General features: G+C 71.9%; 22 protein-coding genes. 10 read left to right on the top strand and 12 right to left on the bottom strand.

Annotated features, from left to right (window positions below; translation table 11 throughout):
• Positions 1–46: 46 nt before the first annotated feature.
• From ACYVO2_RS09980 to ACYVO2_RS09970, 3 genes are all read right to left on the bottom strand, one after another.
• Entirely contained in the window at positions 47–1,732 is a 1,686-nt protein-coding gene (locus ACYVO2_RS09980; protein ID WP_461007299.1) for a ribonuclease J, read from the bottom strand.
• Positions 1,733–1,844: 112 nt separating this feature from the next.
• Positions 1,845–2,330 carry a hypothetical protein gene (locus tag ACYVO2_RS09975; RefSeq protein WP_461007298.1) on the bottom strand — a complete coding sequence of 162 codons (486 nt, stop codon included), beginning with the start codon at positions 2,328–2,330 and terminating at the stop codon, positions 1,845–1,847.
• 348 nt (positions 2,331–2,678) lie between these two features.
• Entirely contained in the window at positions 2,679–3,131 is a 453-nt protein-coding gene (locus tag ACYVO2_RS09970; RefSeq protein WP_461007297.1) for a hypothetical protein, read from the bottom strand.
• A 340-nt stretch (positions 3,132–3,471) separates the two neighbouring features.
• Between ACYVO2_RS09970 and ACYVO2_RS09965 the strand changes: the two genes are divergently transcribed.
• Both ACYVO2_RS09965 and ACYVO2_RS09960 read left to right on the top strand, forming a co-directional pair.
• Positions 3,472–3,705 (top strand): hypothetical protein, encoded by a 234-nt coding sequence (locus ACYVO2_RS09965; RefSeq protein ID WP_461007296.1) that lies wholly within the window; start codon positions 3,472–3,474, stop codon positions 3,703–3,705.
• A complete protein-coding gene (locus ACYVO2_RS09960) occupies positions 3,702–4,811 on the top strand; it encodes a radical SAM protein (protein ID WP_461007295.1) in 1,110 nt (369 codons plus the stop codon). Before ACYVO2_RS09965 ends, ACYVO2_RS09960 begins: the two co-directional genes overlap by 4 nt.
• Here the strand turns inward: ACYVO2_RS09960 and ACYVO2_RS09955 are convergent.
• On the bottom strand, positions 4,786–5,370 hold the full coding sequence (locus ACYVO2_RS09955; protein WP_461007294.1) for a GNAT family N-acetyltransferase: 585 nt from the start codon (positions 5,368–5,370) through the stop codon (positions 4,786–4,788). The genes ACYVO2_RS09960 and ACYVO2_RS09955 overlap by 26 nt on opposite strands.
• Positions 5,371–5,564: 194 nt before the next feature.
• Here ACYVO2_RS09955 and ACYVO2_RS09950 point away from each other — a divergent pair, with 194 nt between their 5' ends.
• A complete protein-coding gene (locus ACYVO2_RS09950; protein ID WP_461007293.1) occupies positions 5,565–6,776 on the top strand; it encodes a glycoside hydrolase family 64 protein in 1,212 nt (403 codons plus the stop codon).
• Positions 6,777–6,898: 122 nt separating this feature from the next.
• Here the strand turns inward: ACYVO2_RS09950 and ACYVO2_RS09945 are convergent, their stop codons facing one another.
• Together ACYVO2_RS09945 and ACYVO2_RS09940 are read right to left on the bottom strand one after the other, a co-directional pair.
• Positions 6,899–7,819 carry an RNA polymerase sigma-70 factor gene (locus ACYVO2_RS09945; protein WP_461007292.1) on the bottom strand — a complete coding sequence of 307 codons (921 nt, stop codon included), beginning with the start codon at positions 7,817–7,819 and terminating at the stop codon, positions 6,899–6,901.
• Positions 7,816–9,021, bottom strand: a complete 1,206-nt coding sequence (locus tag ACYVO2_RS09940) for an NAD(P)/FAD-dependent oxidoreductase (RefSeq protein ID WP_461007291.1) — start codon at positions 9,019–9,021, stop codon at positions 7,816–7,818. Before ACYVO2_RS09940 ends, ACYVO2_RS09945 begins: the two co-directional genes overlap by 4 nt.
• 258 nt (positions 9,022–9,279) lie before the next feature.
• Between ACYVO2_RS09940 and ACYVO2_RS09935 the strand changes: the two genes are divergently transcribed.
• Together ACYVO2_RS09935 and ACYVO2_RS09930 are read left to right on the top strand one after the other, a co-directional pair.
• Positions 9,280–10,530, top strand: coding sequence for a L,D-transpeptidase (locus ACYVO2_RS09935; RefSeq protein WP_461007290.1), 1,251 nt, complete (start codon positions 9,280–9,282; stop codon positions 10,528–10,530).
• 152 nt (positions 10,531–10,682) lie between these two features.
• Positions 10,683–11,360, top strand: coding sequence for a hypothetical protein (locus ACYVO2_RS09930; protein WP_461007289.1), 678 nt, complete (start codon positions 10,683–10,685; stop codon positions 11,358–11,360).
• Positions 11,361–11,523: 163 nt separating this feature from the next.
• Here the strand turns inward: ACYVO2_RS09930 and ACYVO2_RS09925 are convergent, their stop codons facing one another.
• Both ACYVO2_RS09925 and ACYVO2_RS09920 read right to left on the bottom strand, forming a co-directional pair.
• Positions 11,524–11,922, bottom strand: a complete 399-nt coding sequence (locus tag ACYVO2_RS09925) for a hypothetical protein (RefSeq protein WP_461007288.1) — start codon at positions 11,920–11,922, stop codon at positions 11,524–11,526.
• A 45-nt stretch (positions 11,923–11,967) separates the two neighbouring features.
• Positions 11,968–15,681 (bottom strand): phage tail protein, encoded by a 3,714-nt coding sequence (locus ACYVO2_RS09920; RefSeq protein ID WP_461007287.1) that lies wholly within the window; start codon positions 15,679–15,681, stop codon positions 11,968–11,970.
• A 344-nt stretch (positions 15,682–16,025) separates the two neighbouring features.
• Here ACYVO2_RS09920 and ACYVO2_RS09915 point away from each other — a divergent pair, with 344 nt between their 5' ends.
• The 3 genes from ACYVO2_RS09915 to ACYVO2_RS09905 all read left to right on the top strand — a co-directional run bounded on the left by ACYVO2_RS09915 (position 16,026) and on the right by ACYVO2_RS09905 (position 18,739).
• Entirely contained in the window at positions 16,026–17,123 is a 1,098-nt protein-coding gene (locus ACYVO2_RS09915; RefSeq protein ID WP_461007286.1) for a barstar family protein, read from the top strand.
• Positions 17,124–17,334: 211 nt separating this feature from the next.
• Positions 17,335–18,234 carry a GNAT family N-acetyltransferase gene (locus ACYVO2_RS09910; protein ID WP_461007285.1) on the top strand — a complete coding sequence of 300 codons (900 nt, stop codon included), beginning with the start codon at positions 17,335–17,337 and terminating at the stop codon, positions 18,232–18,234.
• 181 nt (positions 18,235–18,415) lie between these two features.
• A complete protein-coding gene (locus tag ACYVO2_RS09905) occupies positions 18,416–18,739 on the top strand; it encodes a hypothetical protein (RefSeq protein ID WP_461007284.1) in 324 nt (107 codons plus the stop codon).
• A 137-nt stretch (positions 18,740–18,876) separates the two neighbouring features.
• Here the strand turns inward: ACYVO2_RS09905 and ACYVO2_RS09900 are convergent, their stop codons facing one another.
• The 3 genes from ACYVO2_RS09900 to ACYVO2_RS09890 all read right to left on the bottom strand — a co-directional run bounded on the left by ACYVO2_RS09900 (position 18,877) and on the right by ACYVO2_RS09890 (position 21,906).
• Positions 18,877–20,046: a hypothetical protein gene (locus ACYVO2_RS09900; protein WP_461007283.1), complete on the bottom strand. Its 1,170-nt coding sequence runs from the start codon at positions 20,044–20,046 to the stop codon at positions 18,877–18,879.
• 14 nt (positions 20,047–20,060) lie between these two features.
• Positions 20,061–20,891 carry a class I SAM-dependent methyltransferase gene (locus ACYVO2_RS09895; RefSeq protein ID WP_461007282.1) on the bottom strand — a complete coding sequence of 277 codons (831 nt, stop codon included), beginning with the start codon at positions 20,889–20,891 and terminating at the stop codon, positions 20,061–20,063.
• A 148-nt stretch (positions 20,892–21,039) separates the two neighbouring features.
• Entirely contained in the window at positions 21,040–21,906 is an 867-nt protein-coding gene (locus tag ACYVO2_RS09890) for an LLM class flavin-dependent oxidoreductase (protein WP_461007281.1), read from the bottom strand.
• Between the two features lie 9 nt (positions 21,907–21,915).
• Here ACYVO2_RS09890 and ACYVO2_RS09885 point away from each other — a divergent pair, with 9 nt between their 5' ends.
• Positions 21,916–22,041 carry a hypothetical protein gene (locus ACYVO2_RS09885; RefSeq protein WP_461007280.1) on the top strand — a complete coding sequence of 42 codons (126 nt, stop codon included), beginning with the start codon at positions 21,916–21,918 and terminating at the stop codon, positions 22,039–22,041.
• A gap of 53 nt (positions 22,042–22,094) precedes the next feature.
• Positions 22,095–22,394, top strand: coding sequence for a hypothetical protein (locus ACYVO2_RS09880; RefSeq protein ID WP_461007279.1), 300 nt, complete (start codon positions 22,095–22,097; stop codon positions 22,392–22,394).
• A 114-nt stretch (positions 22,395–22,508) separates the two neighbouring features.
• On the opposite strand, the gene ACYVO2_RS09875 is transcribed toward ACYVO2_RS09880, so the two are convergent.
• Positions 22,509–22,910 carry a cupin domain-containing protein gene (locus ACYVO2_RS09875; protein WP_461007278.1) on the bottom strand — a complete coding sequence of 134 codons (402 nt, stop codon included), beginning with the start codon at positions 22,908–22,910 and terminating at the stop codon, positions 22,509–22,511.
• Positions 22,911–22,934: the final 24 nt, after the last annotated feature.

Raw genomic sequence — 22,934 nt, 5'->3', positions numbered from 1 at the left:
CGCGTCGGCCGCTCGACCGGGTCCGGCGCCGCTCGGTGCGGGCCTCTCAGGCGTCGATGATCACAGGAATGATCAGGGGCCTGCGGCGGTGGGTGCGGAACGCCCAGTTCGCCACGGCGCGCGCGATGAGCTGCTCGAGCTGGTGCGCGTCCCCGACGCCTTCCTCCGCCGCTTTCGCCAGCGTCTTCTCGATCACGGGGACGACCGGTTCGAAGGTGGTGTCGTCGTGCACGAAGCCGCGGGCCAGGAAGTCGGGGGCCTCGGCCAGGGAGCCGGTGTCGGCGTCGACGATCGCCACCACCGTGACCACTCCCTCCTCCGCCAGGGTACGGCGGTCCTTGAGCGAGGCCTCGTTGACGCCGCCGACCTCCATCCCGTCCACGTAGACGTTGCCCGCGGGCACCTTCCCGGCGATCGAGAGGCGTCCGTCGACGAGGTCGACGACCACGCCGTCCTCCGCGATGACGACCCGGTCGGGGTCCACCCCGGTACGGATCGCCAGGTCCGCGTTGGCCCGCAGGTGCTTGAACTCGCCGTGGACCGGCATCACGTTGCGCGGCTTGACGATGTTGTAGCAGTACACGAGTTCGCCGGCGCTGGCGTGCCCGGAGACGTGCACCTTGGCGTTGCCCTTGTGGACGACGTTCGCGCCCCACCGGGTCAGGCTGTTGATGACGCGGTAGATGGCGCTCTCGTTGCCGGGGATGAGGGAGCTGGCGAGCAGGACGGTGTCGCCCTCGCCGACCCGGATCTGGTGGTCGCGGTTGGCCATCCGGGACAGCGCGGCCATCGGTTCGCCCTGGGAGCCGGTGCACACCAGGGTGATCTTGTGGTCGGGCAGGTTCTCCAGCTCCTTGACGCTGACCACCAGGCCGGACGGCACCCTCAGATAGCCGAGCTCGCGGGCGATGCCCATGTTGCGGACCATCGAGCGGCCCACGAAGGCGACCTTGCGGCCGTGCTGGTGAGCGGCGTCCAGGACCTGCTGGATGCGGTGCACATGGCTGGCGAAGCTGGAGACGATGACCCGCCGGGGCGCGGTGCGCATCACCTGCTCGATCGCGGGGTTCAGCTCGCGCTCGGAGGTGGTGAAGCCGGGCACCTCGGCGTTGGTGGAGTCGGTGAGGAACACGTCCACGCCCTCCTCGCCGAGGCGGGCGAAGGCGCGCAGGTCGGTGATGCGGTCGTCCAGCGGGAACTGGTCCATCTTGAAGTCGCCGGTGTGCAGCACCATTCCCGCGCCGGTGCGGATGGCGACCGCGAGGCTGTCCGGGATGGAGTGGTTGACCGCCACGAACTCGCAGTCGAACGGGCCGAAGCCGCGCCGGTCGCCCTCACGCACGCGCGCCGTGCGCGGCCGGATGCCGTGCTCCTTGAGCTTGGCCTCCAGGAACGCCAGGGTCAGCTTCGATCCGACGACGGGGATGTCGGACCGTTCACGCAGCAGGTACGGCACGCCGCCGATGTGGTCCTCGTGGCCGTGGGTCAGCACGATCGCCACGATGTCGTCGAGACGGTCCCGGATGGAGGTGAAGTCCGGCAGGATCACGTCCACCCCGGGCTGGGTCTCCTCGGGGAACAGCACACCGCAGTCGACGACCAGCAGCTTGCCCGCGTACTCGAACACGGTCATGTTGCGACCGATCTCACCCAGACCGCCGAGGGCGACGATCCTCAGCCCTCCCTTGGGCAGAGGCGGTGGGGGTTTCAACTCTGGATGGGGATGACTCATGCCTTGACGCTACCGGAGAGTCGCCTGGTAGATCCTTTACGTCCCGCGCGTTCCGGTGCAGCGGCGGACCGGGCGCCGACGATCAGCACCGGCCGAACGGCGACTGTCACACTCAGTGACGGGAGGGACGGCGATGGCGCGGCGGCGGCGCGGTGGGGCGATTCCCGGTTCGGTTGTGGATGCGCAGACGGATGAGGTGCCCATGGGGGGCGTAATCGCCATCCCCGTCGAGCATGCCGGTCACACATTCGACGGTGCTCCCGTCCACTTGGCGGACCGCGAAGGACGCCTCCGCGACCGAGGCCAGCACTGTGATCGCATCACGGACAGGCAGGCCCGGCGCCGGCGTCCCCGCCGTGCCTTCGACTTCGACCTCGTAGACGCCGTCTTCCAGCAGCCGTGCGCCACGCAGCCGCCAGCGTGAGCCCGGCTCCTCACAGGCCCGCCTCAGGTGGGGCAGCAGGTGCGCGTCGGGATCCTCGGTCACCCAGCCCTCCCGGCCCAACACCGCCGCGAGCCGCTTGACGTCGGGGGCCAGGGCCTGACCGGTGGCGATACCGGTGAAGCGTTGATCGATGTCCCAGCGTCTGCGGTCCATGGGTCCACCGTAGCGGCGGGACCCGGACGGATCCGCTCGACTCCGGACGCCGACTGACCGCGAACCCGCCGCCGACAGCACCGGCTGCGGCCCAGCGAGGCATCGGGTTCCCGCGTCCCTCATCGAAGTGCGTAACCGTCTCCACGCAGCGCCCGCACAAACGTCGGGCACGTCAACGCTGGTGGTCGGGGGCGGGCTCGGCCATCCGAGTGGGAGCCGTAGGGCTACTCGCCGTTCACCTGCTGTCGTTCACCTACTGCGGAAGCACCGCCCGGGATCCCGGCACCCGGCGGCCCACGGCGTCCGGGACGGTTTCCGCAACGTCTGAGCACCCTCACCCCTCACCCGTCACCACCTGCGAAGCCCCGTGCGCACGACGTCCCACAGGAGGTACACGAGGTAGAGAGCGAGCGCGGAGCCGCCGATGTAGAGCAGCGTGGTGCCGACGGCGTCGGACGACCCCGTGCCGCCCGGCCCCCGTGTGCCACCCGCACCGCCGGTGGAGATCGTGCCGGCCGTGCCCCCCACGCCGCTCACGCCGCCGGTCGCGGTCACGCCGCCCACGCCGACGGTGCCGCTTGTCACGCCCATGCCGCCCGCGCTGCTGATGCCGCCGACCCTGCCGCCCGAGGCACCCGAGGAGCCCACGCCGCCGGTGGTGCGGTCGGGGGCCAGGGCGTGCGCCGCGTGCGCCCACTCGGCCCCGGTGGCGCGGGGCGGCCCCGCGGTGCAGCAGGCGGCCGCCGTGGCGTGACAGGCAGCGAGCGCGCCCATCAGCAAGGTGCAAGCCAGGATGATCACGATACGCACGGTTCCCCCGATGACAGCGGGCACGGACGGAGACAGCGGCGCCGGAACCCGCCGCGCCGAGCACCGCTGCCCGTTGTCTGCCCGCTCCGCCCGCAGGGGTATCCACCGTCCCGGATTTCCGGGCGGCACTCGCCGTGAACCGCCCGCGCCCCCGTCCCGCCGTGGCGCACCGTCCCTCGTCCGGCTCACCCGGATTGTCGTTTTCTTCCGGCCCCCGGACGCTGGGAGGACCGTCCGCCCTCAGTGCCTGTCGTCGGATCCCCGCCTGCCCCGCGCGACGACGGGGATCCGACGACAGGCCCTGGGGGCCCGCCAACGTGAGGAGAAGGCGATGGTCGCCAGCGCACAGGGAGCAGGAGCGCAGGGAGCGGGGGCGCAGGGCCTGGGGCTCGCCGTCCGGGTGGAGGACCTCGCCCTCGACGACGAGGGCAGGGTCGTCGTCCAGGACCAGCAGCTCGCGCAGACGGTGGCGGCCGCCTTGACGCCGCTGCCGGGCGGCGGTGGCGGCACCGTCGTCAACAACTGCCACCACGGCAACTGCTCCTCCGGCTGCGCGCCGCGGTGAGGGAGCGCCTGCCGGAGGGGCGCACCCCGGTCGCGCCCGGCGACGAGTTCGACCGGGAGCTCGTCGCCTCGTTCCGCAACGACCGGCTGCATCTGATCCTGCTGCCGACCGAGCAGTGCAACTTCCGGTGCGTGTACTGCTACGAGGACTTCACCGTCGGCCACATGCGGCCGGAGGTGGTGGGCGCGGTCAAGCGGCTCGTCGACCGGCGCGCCGGCGAGCTGGCCCATCTCCAGGTCTCGTGGTTCGGCGGGGAGCCGCTGCTGGCCCGCCGGACGGTCGAGGACGTGGCCGCGCACGCCGTCGCGGCCATGGAACGCCACGCCGGGCTGCGCTACGAGAGCGACATGACGACGAACGGCTACCTGCTCGACGCCGACGCGGCCGGGCGACTGGCCGCCCTGGGCGTGCGCGCGTTCCAGATCTCCCTGGACGGGCCGCGGGCCTGCCACGACCGCACCCGGGTCCGTGCCGACGGCAAGGGCTCCTTCGACCGGATCTGGCGCAATCTGCTGTCGGTCAGGCGGAGCCCGGCGGATGTGCGGATCATGCTGCGGGTCCACCTGACCCCGGCCAATGTGGCGCTGATGCCCGAGTTCCTGACCCGGGTCCGGGACACCTTCCTCGGCGACCCCCGGTTCAGCGTGTTCCTCAAGCGCGTGGTGCGGCTCGGCGGGCCCGGCGACGCGGAGATGGACGTGCTCGACCCCGGCGACCCGCGCATCGAGGAGCTCCGCGCCATCGTGCTGCGGGACGGAACCGGGGACGGGAGCGAGGCCGCGGCGGGGAACGCCGGGCGGCTGTTCACCCCGGACGACGTCTGCTACGCCGCGCGCGCCAACTCGCTGATGGTGCGGGCCGACGGCCGCGTGGGCAAGTGCACCGTGGCGCTGTCCGATCCCGCCAACACCATCGGGCAACTGCTCCCGGACGGCACGCTGCGGATCGACAACGCCCTGCTGAGACCGTGGCTGACAGGGTGGCAGTCCCGCGATTCCGGGCTGACCGGGTGCCCGTACACGGCGTTCACCGGCCCGCCGCGCCCGCTGCTCCAGATCACCCCGCGCCCGCCCGAGCCGGTCACGCCGGCACCCGCCGGGCCATGAACAGCGCCCGTTCGCCGGCCGACTCGGTGCCGTCGTAGAGCGAGGTGTCCAGCCCGCAGAAGGCGAAGCCCATCCGCTGGTAGGCGCGCACAGCGGGCACGTTGACGCTGCTGACCTCGAGCCACACGTGCCCCGCCCGGCGCTCCCGGGCGAAGTCGAGGGCGTGGCGCATCAGGGTCCGCCCCACGCCCCTGCCCCGCCAGGCCGGCGCGACCTCGATGTCGCGGACGGTCAGACGCGCGTTCCACGGCTCGAAGGACATCTTCACGAACCCGCACAGCTCGCCCCCGTCGAGGGCGACCACGGTCCGGCTCAGCCCGGGATCGCCGTCGTCGTCGCCATCGTCGTCCTCGGCGGGGAAGACCTTGCGGATGGGTGGATCCACCGGGACCTCGCAGATCCTGAAGCCCTCGTCGGTGACGGCGACCTCGAACACGGAATCCGTCGTGAACGATCCGTCGAGCCTCGCCATGGCCTCGCCGTCCCCGGGCCTCGCGAGCCGGTGGACGACGGTTCCCACCACGCCGAGCACCGCCGCTTCGTCTGCTGTCCTCTCCATGGCGCGACTGTACTTCCGACGTCGCACGGCGTTCCCGTCCCCGCCCCCGCCCCCGTCCTGACGGCGACGGGACCGGGCGGGGAGGGACGGGTCGTTCGGCACGCGGCCGGTTCTGGTCTAGACCTTGACATGTACGGGGCGACGCGCCACGCTGAGAGCGCTCTCAGGGGGGGACGTCCACAGGAACCTGCCCCATGAGGAGGAGGAGCGTGCTTTCGCTACGGAAGACGCTGGCGTCACTGGCGGCCGTGGCGGCCGTCGCGGCGGGGATCACCGCCGCCGCCCCCGCGCCACCGGCCGAGGCCGCCGTGCCCGCGACCATTCCGCTCACGTTCACGAACAACTCCGGGCGGAGCGAACCGGTCTACATCTACAACCTCGGGACCGAGCTCTCGACCGGACGACAGGGCTGGGCCGACGCGAACGGCACCTTCCACGCCTGGCCCGCGGGGGCCAACCCGCCGGCCCCGGCCCCGGACGCCTCGATCGCCGGCCCGGCCGCCGGGCAGTCCAAGACCATCCGGATCCCGAAGCTCTCCGGCCGGATCTACTTCTCCTACGGCCAGAAACTCGTCTTCAAGCTCGCCACCGGCGGCCTGGTGCAGCCCGCGGTGCAGAATCCGTCCGACCCCAACGCGAACATCCTGTTCAACTGGTCGGAGTACACCCTCAACGACTCCGGGCTGTGGATCAACAGCACCCAGGTGGACATGTTCTCGGCCCCCTACACGGTCGGGACCAAGGAGGCCGACGGGACGGTCGAGAACACCGGGCGCCTGAAGCCGGGAGGGTACAGCGGGTTCTTCGCCGCCCTGAGGAGCCGGCCGGGTGGGTGGGCCGATCTCATCAGGACGCGGCCGGACGGAACCGTGCTGCGGGCGCTGGCCCCCGGGCACGGCATCGGGGCGGGGGTCCTGCCGGCCACGGCCATGAACGACTACATCGACCGGGTCTGGACGAAGTACAGCACCTCCACGCTGACGGTGACACCGTTCTCCGACCAGCCGAACACCAAGTACTACGGCAGGGTCTCCGGCAACGTCATGAACTTCACCAACGGCGCCGGGGCGGTCGTCACCTCGTTCCAGAAGCCCGACTCCGACAGCGTCTTCGGCTGCTACAAGCACCTCGACGCGCCGAACGACCAGGTCCGCGGCCCGATCTCGCGCACCCTGTGCGCGGGGTTCAACCGCTCGACCCTCCTGGTCAACGCGAACCAGCCGGACACCACCTCCGCCGACTTCTACCAGGACGCGGTGACCAACCAGTACGCCAAGCTCATCCACGCCCAGATGGCGGACGGCAAGGCCTACGCCTTCGCCTTCGACGACGTCGGCCACCACGAGTCGCTGGTGCACGCCGCCGACCCCCAGCAGGCGTACATGACGCTCGACACGATGAACTGAGCCGGACAAGGACCGGGGGCGCCCGGAACGCGCCGCGGGCGCGGGCGCGCCCGGTCCTCCGACCGGCACGCCGTTCGGGCGAGCACGCGGCACGTCCGCCGCGAGCCCGGCCGTGACGACGCTCACCGAGTCCCGATGTCGTGCACGGTGCCGGCGGCGACGGCATGGAGTTTGTCCGGATTGGCCACGTTGTGGATGGCGGTGACACGGCCGTCGGCGTCGAAGTCGAAGGCGACCGTGGCGATCACCCGTCCCGGCCCGCTGAACACGATGCCCGGCCCGCCGTTGATCCCGACGAGTTCGGCCTTCACATCGGCGGGTTCGACCCCCTGGTAGGTGACGGTGCCGATGGCCGAGAACCAGGCGGCCACCGTGGCCGCGCCCACCACCGGGCGCAGGGCCTGCCGGACCTTGCCGCCGCCGTCGGTCCACAGGGTGACGTCCGGGGAGAGCAGCTCCATCAGGGCGTTGATGTCCCCGCCGGTCGCGGCGGCGAGGAACCGCTCGGTGACCTGGCGCTGCCGCGGCCGGTCCGCGGCGAAGCGCGGCCGCCGGGCCCGCACGTGCGCGCGGGCCCGGCGGGCGGTCTGCCGCACCGCGACCTCGGAGCGCCCCACCGCCTCGGCGATCTCGGCGTGGCTGAAGTCGAAGACCTCCTTCAGCACGAACACCGCGCGCTCCAGCGGGCTGAGCGTCTCCAGCACCACCAGCATGGCCATCGACACCGACTCGGCGTCCGTGACGGCCTCGGAGGCGTCCTGGCCGGTGAGGATGGGCTCCGGCAGCCACGGCCCCACATAGGTCTCCCGCTTGTGCCGGGTGGAGCGCAGCCGCTCCAGCGCCTCGTTCGAGACGATCCGGGTCAGGTACGCCTTGGGGTCGGCCACCCGCGAGCGGTCCGCGGCGGACCACTTGACCCAGGAGTCCTGGACCACGTCCTCGGCATCGGCCGCACTGCCGAGGAGGCGGTAGGCCACGGAGAACAGCAGCCTCCGGTGCGTGTGGAAGACCTGCTGGTCGGGGTGGGCGGGCAGGCCGGTCACCGGGCCCCCCGGACGCGAGTGGAGCGCCCCCCGCGGGGCCAGAGGGCACCCGAGGCGGGCAGCTTCTTCATACGGCCGTAGGTCGGCCAGGGCGAGGCGGTCACCGTCTCCTTGTACCGGACGGCCGCGCGGCCGGTCAGGCAGATCCGGCGCGGGCTGCCGTCGGGCCGGGTGAACTGCACCACGGCGTCGCCGCGGCCCAGGCTCACCGGCGTGTGGTAGTAGCCGAAACGGAACGGCTTGGGCCGCCTGCCCCTGAGCACCCGGTCGATCGACAGCGCGGCGTGCACCCCGGTCGGCATGCCGCCCTGGCAGGTGCCGTGCATGACGCCGTAGCCCTGACGGATCGCGGCCGCGTCGCCGATCGCGTACACCTCGGGGTGGGACACCGACCGCAGCACGGCGTCGGTGACGATGCGTCCGCGCTCGTCCACCGCCAGCCCGGCGGCGGCCGCCAGCGGCGACACCCGCGTGCCCCCCGCCCACAGGACCGCCTCGGCGGCGACGCTCCCCCCGCCTGCCAGCTCCACCCCGCCGGGCAGCACCTTCACCACCTCGGCACCGGCGAGCACCCGGACCCCCAGGCGGTCGAGCGCGGCGCGCAGATGCGCCCTGGCCCTCGGGTTCATGGCCGCGCCGGGCTCCTGCCTGCCCAGCAGCACCACGCTCAGCCGCGGGTGCCGCTCGGCGATCTCCGCGGCCGACTCGACGCCGGTCAGCCCGCTGCCCGCGACCACCACCGTGCCGCTGCCGAGCCGCGCCAGCCGGCCGGCCAGCGCCCCGGCGTCCTGGGTGCTGCTCAGGGTGTACGCGTGCTCCTCGGCTCCCGGCACCGCCGAGGTGCCGGCGACACCGCCCAGCGCGTACACCAGCGTGTCGTAGGGCAGCGCCCGCTCGTCGTCGATCCGCACGGTCCTGGTCTCCGCGTCCACCGCCGTCACCCAGCCGCGTACGAACCGCGCGCCCGTGCCCTCCAGCAGCTCCGGGACGCTCAGCTCGGCGAGCCGCTGTCCGGTCGCCGCCATGTGCAGCCGCATGCGCTCGGTGAACCGCTCCCGCGCGTCCACCACGGTCACCCGCGCTCCCCCGCGCCGCTTCACCCGGGCCGCCAACTGGACGGCCGCGGCCATGCCCGCGTATCCCGCCCCCAGGATCACCACGCGGTGCGCGGTCGCCGTGCCGGTCCCCCGCTGTGCGCTCATCGTTCCGTCCTCCTCGGCTCGCTCGCTGACACCCACCGGATGGGAGCAGGCGGCCCGGACGTGACACGGCCCGGAAGTGACGCGCACCACACTCCGGGCGGGATCCATCGGTAGGCGGCCGGAGGGGGCAGAAGGACCGGGACGGCTCCCGGCCGCACCGGCGCTGCCGGGAGGCCGGTTCCCCGTCCAGGAACCGCGGCGGCACGCCACGCGTCTACGAGATCTCTTGGCGGTTCGTGTCCCACCTGGAGGATCACTGTGCAGCACAAGCGACGTGGACGCCCGTCGTCCGGACAGAGACGGCCCCGCCGCGGGAGGCACGGGTACGCCGCCCTCGCCGTCGTCGGGCTCCTCACCCTGGCGGCGTGCAGCGATTCCGGCTCGTCCGATGGGAAGAAGCCGGCCGCCGAGCGGGGCTCGGACAACGGCTCCTCGGACAAGGGGGCGCCCTCGGCCGCCCTCGCGCTGTCGCCCGTCGCGGACGGCAGGGACGTCATCCCCGGCGAACCGCTGACCGTGACCGCCAAGGGCGGGAAGCTGACATCGCTGACGGTCACCACCGGCGACGGACAGGCGTTCGGAGGTTCCCTGTCCTCGGACGGAACCTCGTGGACCTCCTCCCGGCCCACGGGGTACGGCGTCTCCTACACCGTCAAGGCCCGCCTCGCCGGCTCGGGCGGGAAGGACGAGACCAGCGAGCGCACCTTCACCACCCTGGGCAAGGACAAGATCTTCGTCGGCACCTACAACGTGGAGAAGGGCTCGACCGTCGGTGTTGCCCTGCCGGTGTCGATCGTGTTCAACAAGCCGATCCAGGACAAGGCGGCGATCGAGCGGAAGCTGGAGGTCACGTCCTCCCCGGCCGTCGAGGGCGCCTGGTCCTGGCTGAAGGACCGCGACGGCAAGGACAGGATCGACTACCGCCCGAAGGAGTACTGGAAGCCGGGCACCGAGGTGAAGCTCACGATGGACCTGGTCGGGGTGGAGAACGGCGACCTCGTCGGGACGCAGCGGCGCGAGATCGACTTCACCGTGGGCAAGTCCGTCGTCAGCACGGTGGACGTGGCGAAGAAGACCATGACCGTCGCCGAGAACGGCGAGGTCACAAGGACCCTGCCCGTCTCCACCGGCAAGCGGGGCTTCGAGACGTGGAACGGCACCATGGTGGTGATGAGCAAGGTCCCCACCATCCGGATGAACTCCGCGACGGTCGGCATCTTCGGGGCCGAGGCGTACGACCTGGGCGCGGTCAAGTGGGACGTCCAGCTCACCACGTCGGGCACCTACGCCCACGCCGCGCCCTGGAACGACGGGAAGTTCGGCCGGGTCAACGCCAGCCACGGCTGCATCGGCCTGAGCGAGGCGGACGCCGAGTGGTTCTACGAGCGCATGCACTACGGCGACCCGGTGACCGTGGTGAACTCCAAGGACACGGTGGCCGTGAACAACGGCTACGGCGCCTGGAACCTCGGCTGGGAGGACTGGAAGAAGGGGAGCGCACTGTCCTGAGCCGGCGGGGGATCCGCCGCGCCGGGCGCTCGGTCAGCAGGTCCGGGGGGCGCCGCCGTGCGGACGAGCGCGGAGGGATTCTCGGGCGGGCAGGGCTCGTTAGGGGTGCGAGCGGCTGACGGCGGTCGGCGGCGTGTGCTGGACTGGACCGCGTGAAGACTCGGGTGGTCGGCGTCGATGTCGGTTCGGTGTCCTCCGGGCGGTTCGCCTGGGCGGCGGTTGACACGCCTGGGCTCGGCGTGGCCGGTCAGGGGACTGATCCGGAGTCAGCGGTGCGGGCCCTGGCCGGGGGGCTGTCGTCCGGCGGCCGGGCCGCCCTCATCGTCGAGGCGCCCGCCTCCGTGCCGGTCCCGGCCACGGACCAGGCGAGCGCCTGGGCGGCACTGGGTCGGGCGCGAGCCGGAGAGGGCAACCGCCCGTGGTCGGCGGGAGCCGGCACGGGGGCACTGGCCACGGGTGTCGCGCAGGTCGCGTGGATGCTCGGGCGACTGGCCGGCCTGGTGCCCGGGGCGGGGGTGACCACACAGCCGGAGCGCTGGGCGGCCGGGCACGGACCGCGGTTGTTCCTCGGCGAGGCCCTGGTCTCCGGCGCCGGCAAGCCCGTGCCCACCGAGACCGGGCCCCACGCCGCCGACGCCGAGGCGGCCGCCCGCCTACTGGCCGAGCGCGTCGGGGAGTTCCCCGAACTCGAGTCGGACGTGCGGTGCGCGCCGCAGCACGCGTTCAATCTCCTCGCCGCCGCCGCGATGTGGGCGGGCCTGGACATCCAGGACGACGAACTCCGCCTGGAGGTGCTCGTGCTGCGGGCCCGCCCGGTCGGGCCCCGATGAAGGCTCGCCGCGTCCGTGCTCTCGGAGCCGGGAAGACGGTCGACGATTCCGCGTCTCACGTTGCCCTACGACTCGAGCGCATCCGCGGGTGCCGGAGTGGGAGTGCCGGCGGCGGCGGGCAGGCCACTGCCCGATTGGCGGCATTCCCTGCCGGCACCTGTTTTCACGGCCGGGGGATGACCTTCTCCCAGGGAGTGTCCTCATCCCCTTCGAAGGGCTCGGCGTAAGTCTCGGGAAAGCTGCTCGCGATCTCGTTCATCATGTCGCGGAAGTTGTCCGCGGAAAGCCTGTCCTGCCATGCGGTGAGGATGTCGAGCAGTCGGGCGATCGAGTCACCGTATTCGACATCGAATCTCAGGCTTCCACCGGACGCGATGTCGACCAGGGCCAGATCGACGGATCTGCCCTCGATCGACTGGAAGATGGACATGCGCATGTCGCCGTTGTCGTACACCGACTCGGCGACGCCCGATTCCCGGCTCCTGGTGGTCTGTTCCCACCCTTCGCTCGTCATACGCTCGACGATAGCCAGGCTGAGCTCGTCGAGACCATCGAACGCCATACGTTCCTCCGTCGGGCTGCATAGGGCGGGGGCGCCTCCGACACCTCAGCGGGCGAAGGGGATCTTCAGTATCTTCCTCTTCTGCCCGCCGGACGAGGGGAGTTCCACCATCATGGCCGCGTACTCGGCCTGCCCCATGTTACCGGCCGTGTACACGAGTTGCTTGAGAACCTTGTACATCTTGATGTTGGCCTCGCGGATCTCGTCCCGCGTAGGCGGCGACATGATGCCTCCGTCCGTCGGGTACATCCGAAGCTCGTGGTTCGCCCAGGCGGCTGTCATGGATTCACTGGCCGGTGTCCATATCCCGAGCCGAACCCCTGCTTTGACCAGACGAACGAGCGCCTTGATGGACTCCTTGTTCCGGCCGTAAATCTCTCCGGCCTTGTTCTCACCGGCCCCTCCGTAGACCGACATGGAGTTGACGGTGATGTCCATGCGCCAGTCCGCAGGCAGATCCTTCCCCCCTTGCGCGTCCTTCCCGGACCTCGCCGCGATGATCTTGGGGGTGCAGAACTTGTAGCACGGGCTGCGCGTCACGTTGAGCTCCAGGTGCGCCTTCTTCTCGCCGGCGTACGCATGCGTATACACATGCCAGCGGTCGAACATGAACTTCAGCAGCCTGGCTTCCGAGTGGTTCTTGCCATCGGCGTCATTCGTCAGGCGCTTTGTGCTCGGGAACTCGCCCAGCTTGTACTCTTTTTCTTTGCTTCCCAGAGTGAGGACACCCATCGCCACCGTGGGGGTGTCCTGGCCGCGCACCTCGTAAGTGTCGTCCGCGTTCTTCCGGGTCTTCAGGCGCAGGTTGTCCACGCTGACTTGCGGCGCGCTCTCGATCTTCTTCCGCTCGACTTCGTAGGCGTCATGGACCCTCTTCGCCTCCGGATGCGCGTCCAGATATTTCTCGAACGCGTCGGCTTCGCCTTCCTCTTTACCCTTGCTGTGATGACCTTCGGATTCGGGGCTTGCCGTGATCAGAACACTGAAACTGAGAGGGTCGCCTCTGTCGGGGACCAGACGCAGGCGGTTCAGCCCCTGCTTCCGATACTTGCCGTAGATGCCGGACAGTTTGCGGTCGACGGAATCTATGTCGACGCCGACGGGGAGGGAGGCCCTGAGCTCCGCGCTGACGGCCCTTCTGATGTTCTCCGGGCTGTTGCTCGCCGCCTCGCGGGGGCGTCTCGCCCGCCGCTCATCGTCCCCCTGGCCGTGGGGAGCCTTCCCGGGCTTGGGCCTGCTCCTGTTCCAGAGCCTCTTGCCGGCCGTGGCGATCCTGTCGATCAGTTTGTCGACGACGCGGTGGACCGGGCGGGCCGCCTTCTGGAAGACGCTGCGGATCTTGCCGGCGAGGCCCCCCACGCCGACCAGGGCGGCGAGGAAGCCGATGAGGAGGGGGAGGCCGGCGGCCAGGGCGGTCTCGATCATTTTGGGGACGCCGGCTTGGCCGCCGCCTGCGATGGCGATGACCGCGTCCAGGACGGAGTTGACGAACTCCGCGATCTGGGCGCCCTGGGTCACGACGAACGTGACGATGTCGATGATGCCCTTCACGGCCCGGACGAACGCGGAGGCGGGGGTGAGGAGGGAGACGATCCAGGTGATGCCCGCGATGATGACGGTGGGGATCAGGTAGGACTTCAGGTCGTCGAGGATGCGGGTTTTGAGGTCGCCGACCTCGGCGCCGATCTCGTCGACGGCTCCGGCGGGGCCCTCCTTGGCCAGGGCGGCGGCCACGGGGACGGACTGTTCGACGCCGCTCATGGCCTGTTCGGGAACGCCCTTGCGGACGATCTTGGCGCGGATGGTGGACCAGGTCAGGCCGAGGAGGGAGGCGACGAGGCCGATGACGCCCTTCAGGTCGAACTTGGCGGGGATCTCCAGGCCGGCCTTGGCGGCGGTGCCCAGGAGCCAGGAGACCAGGCCCTTTTGGAGGTGGGTGGCGATGTTGGAGAGGAACTGCCGAAGGCCGGCGCCGACGGCCGTGACCAGGTTGCGGAGGAAGCCGATCGGATCCTTGATGATCCTGGTGACGGCGGCGGCGGCCTTGGCCAGGACGCCCATCAGGAGGTTCTTCAGCTCGATGATGGTCCGGACGACGCCGACGACCGCGTCCTTCGCCTTGGCGACCAGGCCCTTGTTCTCGTCCTGGAGTTGCTTGATCTCGGCGTCGACGGCGTTCAGGGCCTGGGTGTACTTCGTCGCCAGGGTCTGGACGAGCTCCTGGGACTTGTCCTCGACGGTGGATTCCAGGTCGTCGAACTTTCCGGCGAAGTCCTTGGCGGCCTCCTGGCCGAACTTCTTCAGGTCGGCGGGGAGTTTGTCGGCTTCCGCCTTCAGCTCGGCGCGGCCGGCGGCGATGCGGGTCTTGGCGCGGCCCAGTTCCGCGCCGACGGTGTCGGCCACGGAGGAGATGACGGCCTGCATCCGGGAGACATAGAGCTTGCGGGACTCCTGGAAGATGTTCAGGCCCTCCTGGGGGAGGCCCTTGAACTTGTCCCGGACCCAGCGGGCCTTGCCCGTCCAGCCCGAGTACCGCTTGTCCTTGTAGGCGTCCATCCGCCGCTTGTGGTCGGCGGTGAACGCGTCCCTGGCCTTCTTCTCCCCGTCGGTGAACTGCCGGTCGACCTTGCCGTCCAGGTCGTCCAGGATCTTCCTGACGTCGTGCTGGGTGGCGTCGAAGACCTTCTGGAGCCTGGCGGTGGCCTCCTGGCGCCTGCGCTCGTCCGCCGACTTGGTCTCGCCCTTGCCGCCGTCCACCGCCTTGCCCGCCGCCGCCCGGTCCGCGGTCATGGCGGTCATGGCCTGCGCCCCGGCCGCGGCGGCGCCCGCCTTGGCCTCCGAGATGTGCGCGGACTCCGCCGCCCGGCCCTCGGCGGGGGCGGTCGCGGTGTGCTGCTCGGCTCTTCTCTTCTCCGACAGGGCGCCGGTGAACTGCGGTTCGTTGCTCTTGGCCAGTTGCTCCTCGGTGACATCGGCCTCGGTGAGCTTCCGGTCGACTTCCTCGTTGCCCTCGGAGAGGTCCAGCACCGCGGCCGGTTGCCGGTCCGGGGCGGCGCCGGCGGGATCCGGCGCGCCCGGGTTGGCGGGAGGGGTGTCCGGGCTCATGGGGAGGACCTTCTTGTCCTTGGCCCGGGAGGTGTCGGGGGCGGCGGCCGTGGTGGTCTCGATCTCCTCGGCGGAGGACTGCTTGCCGTCCTTGACCTTGCCGCTGACCTCGCCCTTGACCGCGTCGGCCCTGCCGGAGCCGGAGAACTCGTCGGCCTCCTCCAGGTTCTTCGGGGCCTGCTTGGCGATGGCGGCGTTCACCGCCGCGATGAACGCCGCCTTGTCGAAGCCTCCGGGCTCGGCCGCGTTCATCTTCTCCGCGTTCGCCGCCTTGCCCTGCGCCTCCTTGTCGTCGGGTGGGGCGACGGCGGCGTCCTGCGCGGAACGGGACTCGCTCTCGGCGGGCTTGTGCTGCGACAGCTTCTGCTTCTTCGCGCCGATGTCCTGCTTGACGCGTCGGAAGCCCGGCGCCTGCGCGGGCGGGGGCTTCACCACGGACGCGTGGCGCTGCGCGACCAGGCGGGACACCGCGGCGTTGCCGGCCACGCCCTGGAGGTGCCGCACGCCGGCGGGGGTGAGCGCCTGGGGGCGGCGCGGTGCGGAGGCGGCGGGGGACGGTGTGGTCCGCTGCTGGGCCGGGGTGGCGGCGCTCTGCCGCCGGGGCGCGTGGGGCGGGCGGTCGCCGTCCTCCGACTTCCCCGGTACAGCTCTCATGGCATCCCCCATCGCAACGCCGCGCCGCGTACTGGTGCCCTTTCCCTCGAGGCCACCATGCGGGCCGCCGGGGGTCAACGCACGGACGTCCGATTGCCGGGATGTGCGGCAGGAGTGCCCGTTAGGGCAACGGGCGCTGTCCTTCGGCGGCGACCGGCCGGGGCGGTCGGTGGACCGCCGCGGGCCGGTGCGCGGAGGGCCGGGTGAGCGTCGCGGGCTCCGTCCCCGGCCGCGGTCCCGCCCTCACGCACCCCCGCCGGACGGACGGGGACGGCCCGCCCCGGGCCCCTCCCGAACGCCGCCGCCGCGCGGGCACGGCTCCACGTCCACCCCGCTTCGGCATCATGGGCACCGTGCAGGAGGACGAGGACCGCGGCGGGCGGGCGCGTCACACCCTGACCGGGTGGGAGCCCGACCGGGTCTGGGGCGTGTGCGCCGAGGTGGAGAACCTGTTCGGGGATGAGCGGCGCGCGACGTACGAGCTGTTCCGCTGGGTCCCACGGGGGAACGAGGTGCGCGGCTGGGTGGGCCGCAGGGTGTGGCTGGTGCCGGAGGACCAGGCGCTCGGCCCCTGGCTCCTCGAGGACGCCGAAAGCCTCGGCCGGCACCCCGGGACGGACAGCCTCGTGCTCACCGGCCTGGACGGCTGCGAGGGCCCGCCCGAGGGGTACCGGGGGCCGGTCCGCGTGCACGACGAGCACCGGTGGCTGGGCTCCTGCCGGGAGTTCGCCCGCGTCCTGCCCGCCGAGCGGGCGGCGCCTCCGCTCGTCCTGCGCGGGCTCGCACCGCGGGAAGAGTTGCGGCGGGCGCTGGCGAGGGGGACCCGGCGGGCACTGGAACTGGGGAGCGCCGCCCTGGAGACCCGGGACGACCGGGGCGAGCCGTTCGCCGAGCTCACGCTGTGGACCGCCGTCCGCGCCTGGCGGCCCTCCGCCCTCGGGGCGGACCTGATCGACCTGGAGTTGGACCGCACGCACTGCCCGCCCGTCCCGGAACACACCCGGCCGGTGTGGCAGCGGTGGCTCGCCGGGCCGCCGGACGCCCCCGGCGCCTGGAGCGGCCTCGGCACCCGGCAGCGTGCGGCCTGGCTGGACATCGTCCGGACACGGGGCTGCCGGCGCACACGCCAGGACGACCGGCCGGCCGGTCACGCGTACGAGCTCGACGGCCGGCACGTCACCGACGTCCCGGGCCTCCACCTGGCGCTCGGCGAGGCGGTGAACGGGCCGGGCGGCTACTTCGGCAACTGCCTGGCCGCTCTCGACGACTGCCTGCGCGGCGGGTTCGGCTGCACCACCCCCGCCACCCTGCTCTGGCGGGACTCCGGGACCGCGCGCGAGCACCTGTCCCGCGCCCTGGCACCGGACGGCCGGCCGTTCGATCCGTTCGCCGAGGTCCTGCGCGCTCTGGCCGAGGGCGGGATGCGCGTCACCCTGGCGTGAGTCCGGGCGCGGCGCCGGTGTACGCGTCCGGAAATCCTTTGGACGGTCCGCGAAAGATTACGTACTGTGTGGCTCCACGCCCTGAGACGGACGGAAGGAGGCGAGTGCCGTGCGGTTCACACCTTTCCAGCGCTCCCTTTTCCGCTGTCCCGGCGTGCTTCGCGAGTTCTGACCGGGAGCGCTCCAAGCAGCCTGTATCCCGGAGGAATCCATGACCGTTCCGGTCATCCGCGCGCTCTCCACGAGTGACGCCCATCTCTTCGACGCGCTCCCCGACCCGCTGGGCGCCCGTGAGGGCCACCGGCGCACCCGGTTCCGCCCCGACTGGAAGCGCGTCGCCCTGCGCGACGGCGAGGTCGTCGCCCGCGGCGCGTGGTGGGGCGGCCCCGACGACACGGAGCCCGTCAACATCAACTGGTTCGACGTGGCCGAGGGCGAGGAGGAGGCGGGGGCCCGACTCCTGCGCTCCGTCCCCTGGCGGGTCGAACTCGAGATCAACCTGCCCGGAGGCTGGCGCGACAATCCCGAGCTGCGCGCCGCCGCCGAGACACGCTTCGCCGCCGCGCGGGCCGCCGGGTACGAACTCCTGGTGGAACGCTTCCTGTACCGCTGGACCCCGCAGCAGGGCCTGCCCGAGCGGCCCGGACGCCTGCGCTTCAGCGCGGAAGGCGACGACGCCGTGTTCTTCGACGCGCTGCGCCGCATCCACTCCGCCACCCTGGACGCCCACGCGCTCAAGGCCATCGAGGAGGGCGGCCTGGACCAGGCCGCCCAGGAGGAGCTCGACTTCTTCCACTGGTGCCCCTCGCCGCGGGAGTGGTGGCAGGTCGCGCACACGCCTGAGGGCGACCTGGCCGGCATCCACATCCCCGCCCACAACCCCTCCGGCCCGATCATCGGCTTCATCGGAGTCGTCCCGGAGCAGCGCGGTCACGGCTACGCCTACGACCTCCTCGCGGAGTGCACCCACTTCCTCGCCGAGCAGGGCGCGGAGTTCATCAAGGGGGCGACGGACCAGGGCAACTTCCCCATGGCCGCGAACTTCGCCAAGGCCGGGTTCCCCATCGTCAGCGAACGCATCAACTTCCACCCGGTGGGCCGAACGGCCTGAGCCCCCGTCGTCGAATCCCCGTCGTCGCCCGAAGGGCGGTCCCGCGGCGTCCGGTGCGTGCTCCCGGCGTGCCGGGCGCCGCGGGGCGGACGGGGATTCGACGACCGACGCCAGTGCCCTGACCTCGTACGTCACCGCCTTTGGCACCGGCGCCCCGATGTGCCCCGGATATCCTCGGCCTGTGGTGGATCGCCGGCAGTACCTGAGATTCCAGCAGGACCGGACCGTGCTGGCGGCGGTCGGGACTCATCTCGATCCCCAGATCGGTCGGATCAGCGTGCGGCTGCCTCGGTCCGTGGCCGAGGCGGCGGTCGCCGCCTGGGAACGCGAGGAACCGGCCGGGGGCGGCGAGGAGAGCCGCGAGGAGCACGAACTGCGCGCGGACGCCGCCGAGCTGGCCCTGATCGGCCTGGCGATCTCCGCACGTGGCGTGTGGGATGCGGAGGGGGTCGTCGTCGACCTGGATGTCGTCCGGATCGCGGCGGCGTTGCGGGCCGCGGGGTAGGTCGGGCCGCAGGAGCGAGAGGCCGCCGCACCGGCCGGCGGTGGCACCCGGCGGTCCGGGCAGTGGGCGGGCCCGGACCGCTGGTCAGTGCGTGCCCGGCGGCATGCCGGTCGCCAGGGTGAGGGGGACGCGGTACGTCACCCGGCCCCGTCGCCGGTGGCGCGGCGCCGGCGGCGCCGGGGTCGGACGGTGGCGATCAGTGCGGTCGTGCCGAGTGCGATCACGCCGACGGAGGCGAGGAGCCGGCCCGCGAAGGGGACCTCCGGCAGGAGGAACGCGACGACGTCGAGGGCGAAGGCCGCCGCGGCGACCACGGTCAGTCCCGAGGCGACCCGGTTGAGGCGGGTGTCGAGCACCTGGGTGCGCTGCGCCGAAGCGGCCAGCAGCGAGTTGCTGACATAGCCGAGCAGTTTGTCGGCCCGTTCCTCGGTGCCGTCGAGGCCGATGACCTCGCGGGCGGCCAGATAGGTGGCCCGGTGGCCCTGCGCGGACTCGACCCGGTAGCTGTCGAGGTGGTGGTAGTCGGCCCAGACGCCGTCGAGGAAGCGCCGGAAGGCGTGGACGTCGTCGTTGTCCGGATAGTCCCTGGCCAGGTCGACCAGGATCCACCGGCCGCCCAGGATGGCGCCGAACAGCAGGGACTGCTGTGCCACCGCGATGTCGGTGGGCTCCGTCATCGTCAGCAGGTCGGGCAGCGGCGTCGTCGTGGGGCAGTCCCAGGCGTAGGTGTAGGGCAGCAGGATCCGGCAGGAGGGTCCCAGGTTGAGGGGGGGCACCCGGGAGTCCGGCTCCCACGGCGGGTCCGGGGTGATGATGTGGCAGTTGTACCGCACCGATCTTCGGTCCATCGCCGGCTGCGTCCCGCTCAGGGGGCGGTCCGGCCGCAGCGGCAGGTCCTTCACCAGGCCGCTGCTCGCCGAGGCGGCCAGGACCTCGGTGAAGATCGGGGCGTCCGCCTCGCGGAGCATCTGGTTGACCCGCGCGTCGAGCGCGTCGACCTCGGGGAGGGACATCCGCCGCAGGTCCGCCTCGTGCCGCAGCGCGTACACGAGGAGCACGGTGCCGCCGGTCAGTATTCGGGCGTGGCAGCCCTCGATCTCCGTCCCGGGCAGGGTGATCGCCGACCTGGCGATCCCGGTCAGGTCGATCTCGATCGTGGGGTCCGGGTTGTAGACCAGCGACCCGAGTTCGCCGGGCACGGGGCGCAGTTCGCCGTGTCCGGGTACGGGTACCGAGCGCACGCCGCCGTCGGATGAGCTGTAGTGCAGCGGGTACGCCCTGGTCTGTAGATGGAGCACGTCTCCCATGCCACCGCCTCGGGTTATGCGGGGGTGCCCCAGGACACCGCCACGTATTCGGGGATCAGGCGGGACTCCGGCACGTCGACCCGGTCCAGGTACCGCTTCTGGAGATCCTCGGGGCCGGTGTCCTCGATCGGTGTGCCCAGCAGCGCGGGCAGTTCCTCGTGGGCCAGGTGGGTCGCGTCCTCCGGGACGGAGTGGCGCCGGAACCAGTGCCGTTGGTCGGCGAGCACCTGGTTGTCCGCGGCCGAGGCGGGCCAGTAGCTGACGACGGTGACGGCGTGCGCGCCGAACCCGGAGCCCAGGCGCGCCACCGCCCGCGCGTCGTCCGGCGGCAGATAGAAGATCAGGCCCTCGGCCACGTACGCCACCGGCCGCCCGTCGGCCAGCTCGCGCACCCGGGCGGTGAGCCGCTCCCGGCTCTCCGGGTCGCCGAGGTCCGCCGCTAGGTGCCGCACGTCGCGCTCGGGCAGGAGGCCGGACGCCGTCAGTTGCGCCGCGCGCCGCCGCTTGGCCTCCGCCATGGCCGGCAGGTCCACCTCCAGCGCCACGGGGAAGGGCAGCAGCCACGGGTACGAGGAGAAGCCCGCGCCGCACACCACGAGCACCGTGTCGGGGTCCCGGCTCAGCGCGCGGGACAGCGCGTCCGCGACGCACCGTCCGCGCAGGGACACGACCAGGTCGTCGTGCGGGTACACCGAGCCGGCGAACTCCTCCCACAGCGCGCGCACCCCGGGCCGGTCGCCGTCGGGGATCCACGCCTGCGCCAGGGGGTCCCCGGAGAGCTCGGGCATGCGGGCGCGCGACTCGTTGACGAGATAGGCGGTCAGTTCCACTCCACGGTCCACCATCACCGTATGAAATCACAGGTCACCGTGTCGCCAACACAGTGGATCACAGGGCGGGTCGGCGCGCCCGCCACCCCGCCGCGCACCGCCCGGCGGAGGCGCCCGAGCCCCGGGCGGGCGGCTCCGGTGGCGGGCCGTCACGGGCGGCGCGCTACAGGGCCGGAGGGCCCTGCTCGACGCGGCGCAGCACCGGTGTGAGCCGGTCGAGCGTGTCGCTGGTCTGGAGCCGGCGCTCGTCCCACCAGGTGGCTCCCGCCTCGGCCAGCGGGCCGATCAGGTCGCGGGTCCTGGCGGCGTCGCCGCCCGGTGTGGCACCGCCGAGGACGATCTCGAAGGGGCTGCCGGCCCGGTCCTCGCGCTGCTCGCGGAGGTACGCGACCAGGTCGCGGACCTGATCCACGGGCGGGACCCGGCCGTGCCTGGCGTCGGCGAAGAGGGGGACCGCGCCGTCCCAGCGGGCGGCCCGGCGCATCGGCGGGCGGTTCGGCCAGAAGCCCGCGATCCAGACCGGCGGCCGCGGACGCTGCACCGTGGCGGGCAGCAATGTCACGTCCCGTGCCTGGTAGTGCCGTCCGTCGTGGTTCACCGGCTCGCCCGACCAGTAGCGCCGCAGCAGGTCGAGGCCCTCGTCGAGCCGCTCGGCCAGCACCTTCGGGTCCGTGGTGTCGCCGAAGCTCGCGTACTCGTCCTCGACCGGCCCGCCCAGCCCGGCGGCGAAGGTGACCCGGCCGCCGCTCACGGCGTCCAGGGTGGCCACCTGACGGGCGAGTTGCTGCGGGCGCCGCCGGGCGACGGGGGTGACCAGCGTGCCGAGCCTGATCCGGGAGGTCGCCAGGGCGGCGGCGGTCAGCAGCATCCAGGGGTCCCCGAAGGGCCTGCCGCCATGGCGGCGATGCAGCACGTGATCCCAGACGAACAGCCCGTCCCACCCTGCCTGCTCCGCCGCCACGGCCACCTTCGCCACGGCCCGGGGGTCGGCGAAGTCGCCGAAGTTCGGAATGTTGACCGAGAAGCGCATCCCCGCATCGTGCTGCACGGCATCGCGACCGGCAACCGGTTCGAGGTGTCCGCCGCCGGCGGCGCGGCCGGTGTGCGGCTCGCCGACACCGCGTGCCGGGTCCCGGAGCTTGTTTCCGAACCCGCCGAAGCATGACGATCGTCATCGCCGCGGTTCGCGGCGGTCCACGCTCCTGAAAGGCTGGTGGAATGGCGACTCGTCGATGGCTCAAGGTCCTGGCCTGGGTTCTGGTCATCGTCGGCCCGACCATGTTCTTCGTCAACGCCGAGGCGGTGCTGAACGGCAACGCCGTCGAGTGCGACGGCAGCCCGATGAGACCCGGTCAATGGTGCGCCAGTTTCAGCGGCGGCGAAAGCCTCAGCTATGAAGAGGAGAAGAGGAATGAAGCCCGGGGTGAACTCGTCGGCTACGCCGGGGTGGGCCTCGGCACCCTCGGTGTCGTCCTCTTCGTCGGCCATGGGATCGCCACTCGGCGAAGAAGCCGATGACGGCTCTGTCAGCCGTCCGCGCACCGGTTCGCGGTGACGGCTTCGCGAACGGTGCGCCTTCGGGCCAATGGGCCGAAGGAGCTTGGTCCGCGCGAACGGGTCCGGGAAGCCCTCTCACTCGTCGGGCTCGTCCAGCAGCACCACGCTTTCCTGTTCGTTGGGGTCGGTGCGGGCGATCAGGGCGGTGACGGGCTCCGTCGGGCTGAGGTTGACCGGCTGGTGGGGGACGCCCGCCGGCACGTAGACGAAGTCGCCCGCCTCCACGGTGACGCGCTTGCGCAGGCCCCGGCCGTATCTGGCCTCGGCCCGACCGGAGATGACGTAGATGGCCGATTCGTGGTCGGTGTGCAGATGCGGCCGGTCCGCGGCGCCCGGCGGAATCGTGACCAGGTGCAGGCACAACGCCCGCGACCCGGCGGAATCCTTGGAGATCCCGGCGAAGAAGGTGTGGCCCTGCTTCCCCTCGTAGGTCCGGCCGGTGTGCACCACGACCAGATCGTCCCTGTCACTGCTCATCTGCCCTCCCTCTCGGGCTGCCTG

The sequence above is a fragment of the Streptomyces capparidis genome (genome assembly GCF_054782095.1).
The sequence above is the reverse complement of the archived record's forward strand: the minus strand, read 5'-3'. Positions and strand labels throughout refer to the sequence as shown.

What these genes read in the sequence shown, in the direction of transcription:
- ACYVO2_RS09900 (WP_461007283.1), bottom strand. Translation starts at nt 20,046, where the DNA reads ATGGGAGACGTGCTCCATCTACAGACCAGGGCGTACCCGCTGCACTAC.
- ACYVO2_RS09975 (WP_461007298.1), bottom strand. Translation starts at nt 2,330, where the DNA reads ATGGACCGCAGACGCTGGGACATCGATCAACGCTTCACCGGTATCGCC.
- ACYVO2_RS09920 (WP_461007287.1), bottom strand. Translation starts at nt 15,681, where the DNA reads ATGAGAGCTGTACCGGGGAAGTCGGAGGACGGCGACCGCCCGCCCCAC.
- ACYVO2_RS09915 (WP_461007286.1), top strand. Translation starts at nt 16,026, where the DNA reads ATGGGCACCGTGCAGGAGGACGAGGACCGCGGCGGGCGGGCGCGTCAC.
- ACYVO2_RS09875 (WP_461007278.1), bottom strand. Translation starts at nt 22,910, where the DNA reads ATGAGCAGTGACAGGGACGATCTGGTCGTGGTGCACACCGGCCGGACC.
- ACYVO2_RS09965 (WP_461007296.1), top strand. Translation starts at nt 3,472, where the DNA reads ATGGTCGCCAGCGCACAGGGAGCAGGAGCGCAGGGAGCGGGGGCGCAG.
- ACYVO2_RS09940 (WP_461007291.1), bottom strand. Translation starts at nt 9,021, where the DNA reads ATGAGCGCACAGCGGGGGACCGGCACGGCGACCGCGCACCGCGTGGTG.
- ACYVO2_RS09890 (WP_461007281.1), bottom strand. Translation starts at nt 21,906, where the DNA reads ATGCGCTTCTCGGTCAACATTCCGAACTTCGGCGACTTCGCCGACCCC.
- ACYVO2_RS09895 (WP_461007282.1), bottom strand. Translation starts at nt 20,891, where the DNA reads ATGGTGGACCGTGGAGTGGAACTGACCGCCTATCTCGTCAACGAGTCG.
- ACYVO2_RS09910 (WP_461007285.1), top strand. Translation starts at nt 17,335, where the DNA reads ATGACCGTTCCGGTCATCCGCGCGCTCTCCACGAGTGACGCCCATCTC.
- ACYVO2_RS09955 (WP_461007294.1), bottom strand. Translation starts at nt 5,370, where the DNA reads ATGGAGAGGACAGCAGACGAAGCGGCGGTGCTCGGCGTGGTGGGAACC.
- ACYVO2_RS09950 (WP_461007293.1), top strand. Translation starts at nt 5,565, where the DNA reads ATGAGGAGGAGGAGCGTGCTTTCGCTACGGAAGACGCTGGCGTCACTG.
- ACYVO2_RS09880 (WP_461007279.1), top strand. Translation starts at nt 22,095, where the DNA reads ATGGCGACTCGTCGATGGCTCAAGGTCCTGGCCTGGGTTCTGGTCATC.
- ACYVO2_RS09925 (WP_461007288.1), bottom strand. Translation starts at nt 11,922, where the DNA reads ATGGCGTTCGATGGTCTCGACGAGCTCAGCCTGGCTATCGTCGAGCGT.
- ACYVO2_RS09980 (WP_461007299.1), bottom strand. Translation starts at nt 1,732, where the DNA reads ATGAGTCATCCCCATCCAGAGTTGAAACCCCCACCGCCTCTGCCCAAG.